A 14,262-nucleotide genomic window follows, 5' to 3' on the forward strand; every position below is an offset into this window, starting at 1 on the left:
ACGGTCGCGAATTTTCCTTATCGGATACCGCTTTTGACGATCTATCTACTCGCCATCCAGGGGCATAGATTGCAGGAACGGCAGATATTCTCGGATCCGCCACTCTGCGTGGGCGGCTCTACGCATGGGTGCGATCATTTTGGGGTCACTTAGCCAGCGGGCGGGGCGGGCTATTGCGTGAGTTTCAACCCCAAGCCGCCAGGGGCGAAAGGAAAATACGCTATGGGCTGTCGCACAAAGAGAATGGATCGGCCACCTAAGAAGGCTGGGCGAGGGGCCGTCCAGTGTGCGTGGCCCAAAATGTTAATGAGCCGGACAGCGACCGTTTAGCAGTACATGCAGAGCTCAGAGGCCCGGTGACAGTGAAGGGAAGTGGCCGCACTAGGGAGAGCTGTTCTACGAGCAACTCACAATGTCCTACTCACGCATTTGTGGCCGTTATTATCCCCGCCTACAACGCAGAACAATTCATCGAACGCACCTTGGCGTCGGTGACAAACCAGACCTACAGAAACATCGAGATAATAGTCGTTGACGACGGTTCGATTGATGAAACTGCATCAATCGTCCGCCGACTATCTAATGACGATCCGCGTATCAAGTTGCTCCAACAGAAGAACAGCGGCGTCGCGTCGGCGCGGAATACGGGGATACGTGCAAGCAAGGGCATCTACATAGCGCCTATAGACGCCGACGATCTCTGGCACCCAACCAAACTCGAAAAGCAGCTGCGTGTTTTCGCTGCAGCAGGCAATGATGTCGGGCTTGTCTATACGCTTTACCGGACGATTGATGCCGATGATAGGGCGATCATTACGCCTAAGCGCACGCACCCGCACGGATGGGTATTCATGCAGCATCTCGGACAGAACTTTATCGGTCACGGAAGTTCGGCAATGTTCCGGCGCGATGTCTTGCTCGAAATGGGCGGCTATTCCTCGCGACTGCGCGAAAACGGTGCGGAGGGTTGTGAGGACTTCTTCCTCCAATTGAGTATCGCCTCGAAATACCGGTTCGATGTCGTCATGGAGCACTTGGTCGGATACCGCCGAACGCCAGGGGCTATGTCGCAAGATTTCGTCCGAATGCTCATCTCGCGTCGGATGGTGCTCGAGAGCCTCTTTGCTCGCTGCACCGAGGTGGTGAGCCCGATCCTATCGGATGTGATGTTCCGTAACGATGTCGAGATCGCCAGGCTCGGGCTTAAAAGGCGCCGCTTTGCTGCCGTCGCCATGAACTTCGCCAGGGTGCTCTGGCGATCGCCCTCGCAGTTCGCGAAAGTCGCCGGTGCGACGCTTGCCATTTTCCGGCGCAAGGCGAAGCAAGGAACCAAGCTGGAACGCGAAGGCCGCAGCTCGGGGATCGGGAAATCGTTCTGGGACTACGCTGTCGATGAGTTTTTTGATCGGGGCGAGAATACCGATTACCGCGCCTTGCTCAACAATCTGGCTGTAATGGACAGCAAACTTGGACCCTGCGGAGGCTATTTGGCGCAGCATCCCGAACGAGGAACCTTTGCAGCGCCCCAGGAGGGCGGCGACTCAGACAGCCTGTTTCTGCTTCGAGGCTTGGAATGAAGAAGCTGCTGCTGTCGAAAGAGCAGTCGTCATCGGGTCGCAACTTGGCCCAGGGGGCAGAATGCGTTTTGGAGCGGACGGTGAATGAACCGACGGTCAGTGTGACCGTCCTCATTGTCACCTACAATCACGCACGCTACGTAGCGGCAGCGATCGACAGCGTTCTCATGCAAGACACGGAATTCGGTGTTGAGATCCTGATCAGCGAAGATTTTTCGACGGACGGTACCCGGGAGATCGTCGAGCGGTATGTATCCGATTATCCCGAAAGACTATCGGCGATCTATTCTGGCAGCAATTTGAGATCCAACGAGGTCGTTGCGAGAGGACTCCGGGTTGCGCGCGGGCGCTATGTCTCGATCCTTGATGGCGACGACCTGTGGACATCCAAGACCAAGCTGCGAGATCAGGTGGCCCATCTTGACGCGCATCCTGAGCTCTCGGCCATATTTTACAATGCGCTCGTGGCGCACGGCGACGAGATCACGTCGTGGCGGTGGACGCCACGTGATCAGAAGCCCTTAATCACACAAAGGGAGATCTGGGAAGGCAATCCCTTCGCCACTTGCGGCGGTATGATGCGAACGGCGTGCGTTCGGGATGTACCATCGTGGTATGCAGATTTCTTTCCGATTACTGACTGGCCGCTGTATGTCCATTGCGCAAAGACAGCAGACCTCGCTTTTGTCGACGAGGTGGCAGGTATCTATCGTCTGCACCCGGGTGGGCTTGTATCGGCGCTGCCAGGCCCGCTCAGGCTTGATGCGATCGAGGGATTCTACCGGCGAATGGCGAATGTCATGGATGCCCGTGGGGCACAGTTTGCCCGTGGCGGCTGTTCCCGCTACTTTTACGAATGGTCGAAGCAGTATCTGAACGAAGGTGACTTGCCGTCGGCCAGATCGTGCTTCCTGCGATTGCTGCGAAGCGGCAGTGGCGGAAACAACGTGCCGAAACGCGATATCGCGCGGTTGGCACTGCTCCTGCTGAAATCCTCGGTGCTCGGGAGATGACGGCTTTCCGCAACTTCGAGAATCGGGATCCGGTCCCGTCCTTGCCACAGGCGGCTGTTCGTCCGAAGTGGTCGGTGATGATCCCCGTCTATAATAGCGCTCGCTTTCTTGCCTCAACGCTGCAAAGCGTGCTCGCGCAAGCCCCTGACCCGGCTCATATGCAGATCGAAGTGGTTGACGATTGTTCGTCCGACGATCCGCAAAAAGTCGTGAACGAAATCGGGGGAAGGCGTGTCGGCTTTTTCCGCCAGCCCCAAAACCTCGGCCATATCGGCAACTTCCACACCTGCCTGAACCGAGCCCAGGGGGAACTTGTCCATCTTCTGCACGGCGACGATGCCGTCCGACCAGGATTCTACGAATTGCTCGGTCGGGGTTTCGATGCGGACCCGAGAGTAGGAGCGGCGTTCTGCCGGACGGTCTTCATGGACGCCCATGGACAGGAGTTGTCGATCGAACCTGCAATGCAGTCAATCTCCGGACGGCTTGAGAATGCGGTGGTGCGACTGGCGCTCGAACAGCGCATCATGACGCCGTCCATCGCGGTCCGACGCGCGGTCTACGAAGAACTCGGCGGCTTCGACCGGCGGCTGAAATGCAGCGAAGACTGGGAGATGTGGATACGCATCGCTTCTCGTTTTCCCGTCTGGTACGAACCGCGAGCCCTTGCCCTTTATCGGATGCACCCGCAATCGAACACAGGACGCCATATCCGGAGTGCCGGGGACATGGCTTACACGCGAATGGCGATTGATATTTTCAAGAGCTATCTTCCAAGCGACCTCGCGGACGATGTCGCCGCATCGGCTCGGCGGACCTATTCGCAAAGCGCTCTCGAAACCGGGCGGCGGCTGCTTGGCTCCGGTGATTGGGCTGGATGCCTCGCGCAAATGAGTGAAGCCTTCCAACTCGATCCGTCGCTCAAGACAATTGGACGTATGCTGCGACTCGTTGCGAAGCAGGGAGGCGAGATTGTCCGCCCAAATTGAAACTGTGCAACGGCAGCCAGCACGGCTGCGGCAAGGTGAGCCTGTCCGTCTCGTTTTGGCCGGATGTGGCGCCGTCACGAAGCTCTACTATGCGGAAGCGCTGTCGCGCCTTCAAGGCAGAGGCCAGATCGCAGTCGCAGGGATCTTTGATCCCGAAGCGAAATCCGCCGCGGTCGTACAGGCGCGGCTGCCCGGAGCGAAGGTTGCAGCCAGTTTCGACGGCCTTTTGGCTGTGGGCGCCGATGTGGCGATCATCGCTTCCCCGCCTCGATACCATCTTGATCAGTCGATGCAGGCGTTGCGGGCCGGCATGCATGTTCTATGCGAGAAGCCGATGGCCACGAGCAGCTCCGACGCGGATCTTATCCTCGCGGCAGCGGCAGCCAACAACCTACATGTGGCGACAGGCCTCGTCAGAAGGCAGTTCCCTGCCACCCGATCGATAAAGGCCATGGTCGAGGGCGGATTGATCGGAAAAATCCAAAGTGTTTGTTGTTTTGAGGGTGGCCCTTTCCAGTGGCCTGTCGCTTCGACGAGCTATTTCAGCCGCGCGGAATCCGGCGGTGGCGTGCTTCAGGACATAGGTACGCACTGCCTCGACCTCCTGACCTGGTGGTTCGGAGAGCCCCATGAAATCCACTACGCCGATGACGCAATGGGCGGCGTCGAGGCGAACTGCCTTGTCCGGTTAGGTTTTGGCGGCTTCGAGGCAACGGTCCGGTTGAGCCGTGATTGGGCTCGTCCGAACCTTTACCGTCTTGAGGGCGAACGTGGCTCGATTTCCTGGGCAGTCAATGAGACTGAGCTTGTAGAGATCGCCTTGAAAGGATGCCGCACGACAGCCACCGCCTCCTTCACCAACACCGACGGCGGATCGCGCGATTTCGTCGACGCGTTCTGCGATCAGATTTCGGACTTGGTCGACACGGTCCGAAATGGAATCCCCCTTTCCGGGTCAGCCACAGCGGGGCGCAACGTGCTCAAGCGAATCGAGGAATGCTATGCCAGACGGAAACGGCTGGACATGCCTTGGCTCGGAGCAGAAGACTTTCGCCACGTCATTGCTTCCGCCGAGACCAGACAATGACCGGCACTGTTGCCGTGCTTGGCGCCAACGGCTTCATAGGTTGCCGGACCGTGGAGTTGCTGCATCTTTCCGGCTGGGCAGAGGTGAGGCCGATCGTTCGCAGGCCGAGTGCTTTCGCCAGCCTGTCTCGCTTTGCGATCGATGGAAGAGTGGCGGACGCGCATGACGTTCCTGCTCTTACCGCGGCCCTTCTTGGCTGTCAGTCCGTTGTTCATGCAGTTGCTGGTGATACTCGCACGATCGTCGATGCCGTGGAGCCTGTCTATCGTGCCGCCGCCGCTGCGGGCGTCGTTCGCCTGGTCTACCTCAGTAGCGCATCCGTTCACGGCCAATCGCCGCCGCCCGGGACGGACGAAACGAGCGCGCTGCACGACGGCCAGACGGTCGAATACAACAATGCCAAGGTTCGTGCTGAACGTCGTCTCGGAGAATTGTCACGGGACGGTGCAATCCAGGTGGTGGTGCTGCGGCCCGGAATTGTCTTTGGCCCGCGCTCCAGCTGGACGGGGGGCTTTGCCAACGATCTCCTCGACGGCTCTGCCTATCTGGTGGATGGCGGCCATGGCATCTGCAACAGCGCTTATGTCGACAATGTCGTTCATGCGATCAAGCTTGCGATCGAAGTGCCCGAGGCGGCTGGGCGAACCTATCTGGTCGGGGACCGCGAAAGGATAAGTTGGGCAGATCTTTGCCGCCCGATCGCCGAGGCATTGGGCGTCGACCTGGCTGCGATTTCGGTTTCCGCGCCATTGTCATTCACACCGAACTGGACACAATGGCTGAGAGACGGCGACCTATACCGGCGGCTTGTCCGAAGCCTCCCGAAACCCGTTCGTAGCGGACTAAAGGTAGGCTATGCCGAGTGGCGGAAGTCAGGGCTCGATCAGAAGCCGCCTACGGCTCCAAAGATCAAGATATCTGAAGAACGTGCGCTGTTGCACCGGTGTCGGGTGAAACTCCCGTCGGCCAAGGCCGAGCGCGAGCTCGGATACCAACCGGTGGTCGGCTTCGAGGAGGCATGTCGGCGATCAGTCGCATGGCTAACCTTTGCCGGCTATCCGACTACGCGGAGCCAAGTGGGCGAGAGATGACCGCCAGACCCGCCGCAGCCTATGTTTCGGTTGTCATTACGACCTATAACCATGCTCGATTTCTCGCGGAAGCGATCGACAGTGTCCGGAACCAGAGCGTGCGGCCCGATGAGATCATCGTTGTGGACGATGGTTCGTTGGACAATCCCGAGAATGTCGTTCGCCGGTATGTCGACGTCCACTACATCCGCCAAAAAAACCAGGGTTTAGCCGCTGCCCGCAATACGGGAATGAAGGCAGCACGTGGCGAATTCATCGCGTTCCTGGATGCCGACGACAGGCTGCGCCCGACGGCGCTCGCCACCAATCTTGCTTTGTTCCATGACAGTCCGGATTGCGCCTTCGTCTATGGAGCCTATTGCTACATCGATGAGGCGGGAGCAGTCAGGAATTCAGTTCCGCTGAGGCCGGTGGGAGAGGACCCGTATGCCGGATTCTTGACCGGCAACCTGATTGGAATGCATGCGACGGTGCTCTATCGCCGTAGCACATTGGAGGCCGCTGGCGGATTTGACCGATCCCTGCGGGCTTGCGAGGATTACGACGTCTACCTTCGCCTGTCCCGGGCAAACAAGGCCGCATGCAGCCCGGCGTGTCTCGCAGATTACCGCAGGCACGCGACGAATATGTCCAACAACAATCCGATGATGTTGCGCGCGGCGCTAAAAGTCCTTGGACGGCAGAGGAGTCTTGTGCAGGCCAATCCAGACCGGACGGCCGCCTACCATCAGGGCGTCGAAAATTGGAAACGCTACTATGCGCACATGCAACTGGGACAGCTTAGTACAGCGGTTCGATCCCGTTCTTCGCTCGGCGGTCAGCTCCTGAACACCATTGCCGTTTCGCTCGCAGCGCCCTTGCAGACCACCATGATGCTGCTGCAGCGGTTCAAGGGCTGGTCAAGTCGGCGCCGCTCGGGCGTCCGGTTCGGTGACCTCAGCCGCCCGCTGCCCTTCAGTACAAATTTCGGTTTTGATCGCGGCAAGCCGGTGGACCGCCGCTATGTCGAGACTTTCCTCGCATCATGTTCGCTGAACATATCCGGCAGGGTTCTGGAAATCGGCGACAGCGCCTATACGACCCGCTTCGGAGGCAATCGGGTTGCCAGGAGCGACGTTCTAAACCGATATGAAGGTCACCCGTTGACGACCTTGGTGGGCGATCTGGCCAACGGCGACGATCTGCCCTCCGAGACATTTGACTGCATCGTGCTCACCCAGACCCTTCATCTCCTTTTCAATATGCCTGCCGCGGTCGCAACCCTATGGCGGATGCTGAAACCGGGAGGCGTGCTCCTGGTCACGGTGCCTTGGGTAAGCCCGATCGACCGAGGAGAATGGGGCGAGAGCTGGTTCTGGTCGATAACCCCGGCGGCCCTGGGACGGCTTCTCTCAGACAGGTTCGGGGTGCAGAATGTCGAAGTCCGCCACTATGGAAACGCCTATTCGGCTACCGGGTTTCTCTATGGCTTGGCAGAACATGAGCTGAATTCGGCAATGCTCGATGTGCATGACCCATGTTGCCCCGTGATTGTCGCCGCGCGCGCTTTCAGGCGATGAGCGGCGTGACAGTGCGTCAAACTCTCAGCAAGCTCTTGCGACGGGGCCGATTGCTTGCCGGTTACAATCGGCCGCTCGTGCTGATGTATCACCGGGTCGGAGAACCGCTGGTCGATCCTTGGGAACTTTCGGTCTCGCCACAAAATTTCGCACGCCAAATCGAAACCCTGGCAGAGGCACGCGATATTGTTCCCCTGCAATGGCTGGCACAACGGCTTCGGGACGGAAAGCCACCGAGAAATGCTGCGGCAGTCACCTTTGACGACGGTTATGCGGATGTCGTCCAAAATGCCGTGCCGATCATGCTACGCATGAACGCTCCTGTGACCGTCTTCGTCACCACCCATGCGCTCACCGATCCCTCAGTGTTCTGGTGGGATATTCTGTCGCGCATCACTTTGGAGACGCCTGCTCTCCCGGAGAGGCTGGCGATCCAGATCGCAGGCCGAAACTATGATTGGCTCGTGACGGAGGACGCCACGCGCGCGAAATCGAATCTCGCCATCAGTCGCACGGCGCTCCATTTCGGCTTACACGCACTGCTGAAGCCGTTGAGAGTACACGAACGGAGGAGGGTGCTGCAGCAGCTGGCAAGATGGGCAGGAACCGACGCCAGCCCCCGAAGGCGTGACCGCGCCATGACTCATTCGGAGCTGCGGCATCTCGCCGACACCGATGGCGTTTCGATCGGTGCCCACACCTGCACGCATCCGTCCCTGCCGTTGCTGAAACGGGACAATCTTGAACGCGAGATCTCCGCTAGCCGCCAACGATGCGAAGAGATCACAGGGCGGAGGGTGTCGGGATTCGCATACCCCTTCGGAGACTTCGACGACAGCACCGCCAAAGCGGTAAGATCTGCTGGCATGGACTATGCAGTAACCACCCTGCCGCGTGAAGCTGGGCCCAGGGTCGATCCCTTCCGACTGCCGCGGGTCACGGTCGCTGATTGGGGTGAGATAGAGTTCCGACGTACGGTGCTATGCCATGGCTGACCATGCATGCGGAAAACCGCGCGTCACGGCAATCATCGTCGTGTTCAACGGCGAGAGATATCTCCGGGAAGCTATTGACAGCGTTGTAGGTCAAAGCTTCACCGACTGGGAACTCCTCGTCGTCGACGATGGCTCGACGGACCGGTCATCTGTCATCGTGCGCGACTATGCGCAGCGCTCGCCAAGCAAGGTGCGACTACTCTCTCATCCCGACAATGGCAATCATGGTATTAGCGCGTCGCGCAACCGCGGGCTGGCCGAGGCGAGGGGCGACTATGTCGCGTTTCTCGATGCAGACGATACATGGCTGCCCGAAAAGCTGTCCGAACAAGTCTCCGTCATGGAAAGCGATCCGGCGCTCGGCCTAATCTACGGCCGGACGCTGATCTGGCACAGCTGGGAAGAGGCTGCTGGCCGTGCCGACTACTATTACCCGCTCGGAGTCGAACCAAACGCCCGATACGATCCGCCCGTGCTGCTGGAGCTGCTGCTGCAGAACCAGGCCCAGACGCCGACTACTTGCAATGCCCTGATGCGTTCGAGCTTGTTCGCAACCCTCGGGGGATTCGAGAACAGTTTTCGCCTGATGTTCGAAGACCAGACATTCTTTGCCAAGGCGCTCGCATTCGCGCCCGTCTACGTGTCCGGCCGGACCTGGGCGAGATACCGCCAGCACGCCGAAAGCTGCTCTGTTGCCTCCGCCAGGGCAGGCACTGACGAAGCCGCGCGTATCACGTTTCTCAAATGGCTGAATGGGGTGATGGCGGATCAGGGCGCCTCCTTCCGCATTCGTTCCGCAATCTGGAGAGTGCTCGCGCGCGAAACCTGGAAGGCGAGCAAGCGAAGCATTGCGAGACGGCTCCAGCGATGACTTCCGTGCCGCGGGTGACGATCATAACCCCCTTCCTCAATGCGGCGTCAAATCTGGGCGAAGCGATCGCCAGCGTCCGAGCCCAGACGGTTGCGGATTGGGAGCTCTTGCTGGTCGACGACAATTCGACGGACGACAGTGTCAGGATCGCCAATGATGCCGCGGCAACCGATCCCCGAATTAAGGTGCTGCGCAGGCCGCCCGGATCCAAGCGCGGCGCCGCGGCAGCGAGAAACGCCGGAATAGCCGCCAGCTGCGGCGATTTGCTTGCCTTCCTGGATGCAGATGATTTGTACGAGCCGCATATGCTGCAGACGGTCCTGGCGGCAGCCGATGGCAACCCGGATGCCGCAATGATTTTCGGGCCGACCAAATGGTGGTACCCGGATGGAGCGCGCTCCGACTGGATCGAGCCGACGGACGGACTTGCCGCACGCTTGCATCAGCCCCCCAGGCTTCTGGGGCGGCTTCTGCTGATGCAGGACGGCCACGTTCCGTGCACCTGTTCCGTGCTCTTGCGGAGAAGCGCGATTAGCACGGTTGGCGGCTTTGAGGAGCAGTTTGATCTCTATGAAGACCAAGCTCTGTGGGCAAAGCTATTCCTGCGATTCCCAGCCTTCATCACTCCTGTAACTCTCGCACGTTACCGGCAGCATTCCAGTTCGGCCTCGGCGATTGCCACTGAGCGAGGGCTCTACGATCGGATGGGGAAACACCCCGCCCGCGCCGCTTTTCTTGACTGGATCGCGGAGCATATGATGGAAAGTGGAACGCGGGATTTCCGCCTCCAATTGGCGCTGCGGCTGGCACGCGCGCCCTATGTCACGCCTGCAACGATCGGAAGCAAAGCCGAACGGCTTGCCCTGAAGATCATGGTGTGGGTAGCAAAGCAGCGGCGCAGGGTTCGGCGACAGTTTGCGCACGTGGCCAGGTGAAAACAGGCGTCACTTCCTGACCACCCATCGATGCGGGAAGCTGACATTGCCAAAGCCAGGCTGGGCGCTGACCGGTCGATCGTCGAGCAAACCGGGCATGACATCGAACACAGCGGCCGTCTCGACATGGTCTTCGACCACCCTGTCGTCCGCCACCAGCGCCACGTCAATCCTGTAGCGCCCTGGTCTCAGCATAAGGCTGTCCACATGTACCATGTAGACTTCGCCCTGACGGTCATGCAGGGAATGCTCCCGGCTATCAAATGAGGTCACAGGATCCCCGAGATCATCAATGATAGTCACAAGGCACTGCAATGTTTCGCGCGGCCCATCAACCTGAAGCCGAAAAGTTGCCGGCTGCCCGGACGCGACGGGGCCCATTTCATTGAAGACTTCGATGCCGACCACACGGAGGCGGCCGCGCCCGGTGCGCGTGGATCGCACACTCAGATCGGTTCCTGCACGGGCCTCAAGCGTCTGGAGATAATCCCGGACCACGTCCTGAGTCGGGCCGTCCGCCTGGATCATCCCGCCGTCGATAAGGATTGCGCGGGTGCAAAGTCGTTGCAGAACCGGCATCTGGTGACTGACGATCAGCACGGTGCGGCCTGTCCCGGCGATGCTCGCTGCCTTGGCAATGCATTTCTTCTGGAACGTGGCATCGCCGACAGCCAGGACCTCATCGACCACCAGAATGTCGGGATTGACGTGGGCGGCAATCGCGAAGGCCAGACGCAAGTACATGCCGCTTGAGTATCGTTTGACAGGCGTATCGAGAAACGGCTCGACCCCGGAGAAATCCACGATCTCGTCAAGCTTGGAATTGATCTCGACGCGCCGCATGCCGAGTATGGCCCCGTTGAGATAAATGTTCTCACGGCCGGTCAGTTCGGCATGGAACCCCGTGCCGACCTCCAGCAAAGCTCCCAGCCGTCCATGTATCGTCGCGCGGCCGGAAGTCGGCTCCACGATCTTCGCCAGTATCTTGAGAATGGTGCTCTTTCCTGCACCGTTGGGACCGATCACGGCAAGGACTTCGCCTGCGTGCACCTCGAAGGAGACGTTTTTCAACGCCCAGAACGGCTCGTCCGCACCTTTGCGGTGACTTGTATCGGCCTCCCCGCGGAGGCCCCGCCTTTTGCTGGCGAGCGCGTCTCGCAGCGTGGGGAAGCTGTTGTTCGCCACACCAAGTCTATACGCCTTGGAGAGATTGGCAGCCTGAATCACGATGTCGGTCATCACTCAGATCAGGTCCGGAAACGCGCGTTCGGATTTTGAGAAGATAGTCAGTCCGGCAACGAGAAGGGCTAACGAGGAGAGCGTTGATATCGAGATCATGAGCCAGTCCGCAGGCGTGCCCAGTACGCTCCAGCGGATGGCTTCGACTGTCCCAACCATTGGGTTTAGACTATAGAGCGGCCGCCACAATTGAGGGACGAGATTGGCTGGATAGACGATCGGGGTCATGAACAGAAGTATCTGAAGGCTGAACGGCAACAGATAGCCCACATCGCGAAAGCGAACGTTGATCGCCGACAATGCCACGCCCACTCCAGTCGCTGACGCAGCCATTACGAGCACGAACAGCGGCAAGAAGACTGCTTGTGGTGCCGGCCAGCTTCCGAATGCCAGCATGGCGGCGAACAAAAGAGCGAAGCCGACGAGCATATCGGTCAGGCATGAGGCCATCGTGGAGATGGGAATGATCAGACGCGGGAAATAGACGCGTTTCACCAGTTCCTGGTTTCTGACGAGGCTGCCCGTCATGCTGGCGACGGCTCGCGAAAAAAAACTCCATGGCACAAGCCCACACAGAACAAAGAGCGGGTATGGCGCGCCGTTGGACGAAATGCCTGCGAGCTTGCCGAAGAAGATGCTGAAGACCGACATAGCAACGAGCGGCTGCAGCATTGCCCAAAGGATGCCCAGATAAGTCTGCCGGTATTTGACCTTGAAATCACGCCAGGCCAGGAAGAACACAACTTCCCGATATCGCCAAAGCTCGGAAGGTTCGAACAGTCCTCGCTTGCGGGACGGATCGATGATTGTCACGACAGCTGATTGTGCGCCTGTCCGGTCCGACACGATGATGGCGTCCGCCTCCCTTGACAGCCCCATTGAGGCCTACATTTCCGCGCAGTGCAATCAGCACTTTTGATGGTGCCTGTCGTTCCACGACCCTCACCATTCGAGAGCGCATAGCAGCCGCCCATAATGCTCGACCAGATCCTCCGGAGGCGCGAGATCGCGCCGCATATTCCCCGTTGCTCGATAAGTCCAACCGGACGGAGGGGCTTTATGTTCGATCCGGATGCCAACGAACATCTGCCCGGGCCGTCTGAGTTCTACCGCTATTCTCCCACCTGTGCTGGGTTTGTCGAGGATATATTTCCCTATTGAACCTGTGGTGATGTTATGCCCATCGAAGATAGTCAGGCTACAGAAATCTGTCGTTTTTACAGTGTAGTGTATGCACTGCACCGCTGGTGACAGGGTCCTTAAGATGTGCCATTGTCCAATGGGGTGGTACTATTTGCGCGGATTTGGGTTGTTCGGGCGATGCGCGTTGCGCGAACCATCATTGCGTGGAAGGAGTGACATCTCATTGGCAATTCAGACGGCTTGACGAGTCAGCGTTCATAGCTCCTGAGCAAGCTGCAAAGCTTTGGGTCGGAAATGAAAAGTGTTCTTGTCGCGGGAGCAGCCGGGTTCATTGGATCCCATCTGGTTGATAGACTGTTGTTAAGGCAAGAAATAAATCGAATTGTTGCTGTTGACAATTTCTGGACTGGTACGCGTGTCAATTTAGATCATATCGCCGACCCTCGCTTGGTCGTGGTAGATGTGGCTGTTGAAGATTTTCAACAGGGGAGCCTTTTTGACGAGATCTATCATCTTGCCTCACCCGCTTCGCCTCCTTGGTATATGCAAGATCCGGTAAGAACCATCTCGGCCAACGTAATAGGAACTATGCGGCTTCTGGCCCTTCTTCGCGCCGGGGGCCGCTTCTGTTTCACGTCCACGTCTGAGGTTTACGGCGATCCGCTGGTGACGCCGCAACCGGAAACCTACAGGGGCTCCGTTGATTGCACGGGGCCGCGCTCATCGTATGACGAAAGCAAGCGTTGCGCCGAGGCCCTGCTTTTTGAGAGTAACCGATTGAGCGGGCTCGACATTCGAGTTGCAAGATTGTTCAACGTCTACGGACCGAGGACACGACCTGACGATGGACGTGCAGTATCAAATTTCATCACGAATGCGCTGTTCGGCAAACCTATAATCGTTTTTGGCGACGGCTTGCAGTCGAGGAGTTGGGGATACGTCAGCGATATCGTGGACGGCCTAGAGCAATTCTTCTGGGGGGAGGAGCATGGTTATATTGGTCCCCTGAACATCGGGAACGATCGTGAGATTTCCGTTGTCGATGTTGCCCGTTACGTCGCGGGCTTGGTGCCAGGCACTAAAATCGTGCATGTTGATCCGATCCCCCAGGATCCGACGAACCGCTGTCCGGACTTAACTCTAGCGCGCAGGATCATCCCCGGCTGGGCCTGTCAAATACCTCTTGAAGAGGGTGTGCGCCTCACCCTGGATTGGTTTCGCCGCCAGCAACAGAAGGACTTGTCCAGTGTGTCCTCGGACTCGATGGCTGCCGCATCGGTGTGAGTGGGATCCGCCCCGATAAAATGTGACCGGAAGGCTCCGCCCGCGGCAATGCATGCTTCCCCAGCAACTCCTCCAACGCGTGGTCGGCAACCTTATGAGTGTTCGAGCGGCGCGGATGGCCTCGGCGACGATCCCAGTTCGTGATGGTCGCACCTTGCGCTGGCAAGTAATAAGGCCCGTACGACCGGAAGGCTGGGCGATCAGAGGCAGTGGCATGTCTTGATCAGGAAGATTACTCCCACAACGTAAGGCAGGGCTAAAAGCCCCAAGGCGATCCAGAAGCCGGGTTCGGCCATTGCGGCGAGATCTGACAGAAGTTGCTTCATGTCGCCTCGGTCCCCGCCCCTGATCGCTCCGCATCCGATCCACAAGGAAAGAGCCCGCTCTTGAGGGAGGGGGAAGCGGGCTCTTGGCTGGGGCTTATGGCCCAGCAGCACGGCGGACCTGAATTTGTACTGCGCCGGCTGCTGTCCAAACCG

12 protein-coding genes are annotated in these 14,262 nt (G+C 58.8%); 10 read left to right on the forward strand and 2 right to left on the reverse strand.

Annotation, left to right across the window (positions count from 1 at the left end):
* The first annotated feature begins 431 nt into the window (after positions 1 to 431).
* From LB551_RS01220 to LB551_RS01260, 9 genes are read left to right on the forward strand one after another with little or no spacing between them, the layout of a single operon-like run.
* A complete protein-coding gene (locus LB551_RS01220; protein WP_224623658.1) occupies positions 432 to 1,577 on the forward strand; it encodes a glycosyltransferase family 2 protein in 1,146 nt (381 codons plus the stop codon).
* Positions 1,574 to 2,590 (forward strand): glycosyltransferase family 2 protein, encoded by a 1,017-nt coding sequence (locus LB551_RS01225; protein ID WP_224657924.1) that lies wholly within the window; start codon positions 1,574 to 1,576, stop codon positions 2,588 to 2,590. Before LB551_RS01220 ends, LB551_RS01225 begins: the two co-directional genes overlap by 4 nt.
* Complete coding sequence (locus tag LB551_RS01230) at positions 2,587 to 3,579, forward strand: glycosyltransferase family 2 protein (RefSeq protein ID WP_224623656.1); 993 nt, start codon at positions 2,587 to 2,589, stop codon at positions 3,577 to 3,579. Before LB551_RS01225 ends, LB551_RS01230 begins: the two co-directional genes overlap by 4 nt.
* Positions 3,563 to 4,666: a Gfo/Idh/MocA family protein gene (locus tag LB551_RS01235; RefSeq protein ID WP_224657925.1), complete on the forward strand. Its 1,104-nt coding sequence runs from the start codon at positions 3,563 to 3,565 to the stop codon at positions 4,664 to 4,666. Before LB551_RS01230 ends, LB551_RS01235 begins: the two co-directional genes overlap by 17 nt.
* Entirely contained in the window at positions 4,663 to 5,757 is a 1,095-nt protein-coding gene (locus LB551_RS01240) for an NAD-dependent epimerase/dehydratase family protein (protein ID WP_224657926.1), read from the forward strand. The genes LB551_RS01235 and LB551_RS01240 overlap by 4 nt, the downstream gene beginning before the upstream one ends.
* Positions 5,754 to 7,316, forward strand: coding sequence for a glycosyltransferase (locus tag LB551_RS01245; protein ID WP_224657927.1), 1,563 nt, complete (start codon positions 5,754 to 5,756; stop codon positions 7,314 to 7,316). The genes LB551_RS01240 and LB551_RS01245 overlap by 4 nt, the downstream gene beginning before the upstream one ends.
* The gene (locus LB551_RS01250; protein WP_224623652.1) at positions 7,313 to 8,311 is read left to right on the forward strand and encodes a polysaccharide deacetylase family protein; all 999 of its coding nucleotides are present in this window, start codon (positions 7,313 to 7,315) and stop codon (positions 8,309 to 8,311) included. Before LB551_RS01245 ends, LB551_RS01250 begins: the two co-directional genes overlap by 4 nt.
* Entirely contained in the window at positions 8,304 to 9,182 is an 879-nt protein-coding gene (locus tag LB551_RS01255) for a glycosyltransferase family 2 protein (RefSeq protein WP_140552165.1), read from the forward strand. Before LB551_RS01250 ends, LB551_RS01255 begins: the two co-directional genes overlap by 8 nt.
* On the forward strand, positions 9,179 to 10,117 hold the full coding sequence (locus LB551_RS01260; RefSeq protein ID WP_224657928.1) for a glycosyltransferase: 939 nt from the start codon (positions 9,179 to 9,181) through the stop codon (positions 10,115 to 10,117). The genes LB551_RS01255 and LB551_RS01260 overlap by 4 nt, the downstream gene beginning before the upstream one ends.
* A 9-nt stretch (positions 10,118 to 10,126) precedes the next feature.
* On the opposite strand, the gene LB551_RS01265 is transcribed toward LB551_RS01260, so the two are convergent.
* The gene (locus LB551_RS01265) at positions 10,127 to 11,356 is read right to left on the reverse strand and encodes an ABC transporter ATP-binding protein (RefSeq protein WP_140552163.1); all 1,230 of its coding nucleotides are present in this window, start codon (positions 11,354 to 11,356) and stop codon (positions 10,127 to 10,129) included.
* A 3-nt stretch (positions 11,357 to 11,359) separates the two neighbouring features.
* Positions 11,360 to 12,235 (reverse strand): ABC transporter permease, encoded by an 876-nt coding sequence (locus tag LB551_RS01270; RefSeq protein WP_140517471.1) that lies wholly within the window; start codon positions 12,233 to 12,235, stop codon positions 11,360 to 11,362.
* Between the two features lie 558 nt (positions 12,236 to 12,793).
* Between LB551_RS01270 and LB551_RS01275 the strand changes: the two genes are divergently transcribed.
* Positions 12,794 to 13,783 (forward strand): NAD-dependent epimerase/dehydratase family protein, encoded by a 990-nt coding sequence (locus LB551_RS01275; protein WP_224657929.1) that lies wholly within the window; start codon positions 12,794 to 12,796, stop codon positions 13,781 to 13,783.
* Positions 13,784 to 14,262: the final 479 nt, after the last annotated feature.

The organism is Mesorhizobium sp. BR1-1-2 (genome assembly GCF_020165435.1).
Classification (GTDB): domain Bacteria; phylum Pseudomonadota; class Alphaproteobacteria; order Rhizobiales; family Rhizobiaceae; genus Mesorhizobium.